This window comes from Martelella sp. HB161492, assembly GCF_013184775.1.
GTDB lineage: Bacteria > Pseudomonadota > Alphaproteobacteria > Rhizobiales > Rhizobiaceae > Martelella.
On sequence record NZ_JAATVV010000046.1, the window covers coordinates 1 to 629 of the forward strand.

Genomic DNA, 629 nt, shown 5'->3' on the forward strand with positions numbered 1-629 from the left:
CCGAGCGTGGTATAGGTGACGTCGGAATTGTCGCTGCCGCCATAAAGCCCGGCCGTACCGTTTTCGCTATAACTTCCCGTGTTGAGATGGACCCAGGCAAGATTGGCAAACGGTTCGATGGTTGAGGCCGCGCCTCTTTCGAATGTATAGGCCGCTTCGCCGAAGATCTGTGTGGCATTGGCATTATAGGATGATGCGTCCGTCTCGGAAAAACCGGGGTAGATCACATTGCGGCTGGTGTCGATGCTGTACCAGGTCTGCGCTGCGCCGAAGCTGAGGCCGATCTTGCCCGGGCCTGCATTGGCGATGCTGGTGCCGGCATAAGCGCCGAGCGTATAGGCATCGATATCGGCGCTGGAGGCACGGTCATCATCATCGAAAGAGGCATTGCCATAGCCTGCCATCAGGCCGAGCCGCCAGTTGCCGACTGCCGTATCGGCGCCTGCAAACAAGCCGCCCGCTGCCGTTGACAGGCTGCCGTAATTATCCGTGCCGTCATAATTGCCCCAGCCGCCATAGCCGCTGAGCCAGAAACCGGGCTGGCTGTCTGCAGCGGAGCGCAGACGGTTGCCGATAGCATCGCGGGCATAATGGCTTTCATCGATCAGAGCGCTCTTGGTGCTGGCATA

Annotated in this window: 1 protein-coding gene; it reads right to left on the minus strand. The window is 59.5% G+C overall.

What is annotated here, in order from left to right; all coding sequences use genetic code 11:
* Positions 1-629: autotransporter outer membrane beta-barrel domain-containing protein (locus HCK86_RS23895; RefSeq protein WP_176086997.1), on the minus strand; the 629-nt coding region annotated here is incomplete at both ends.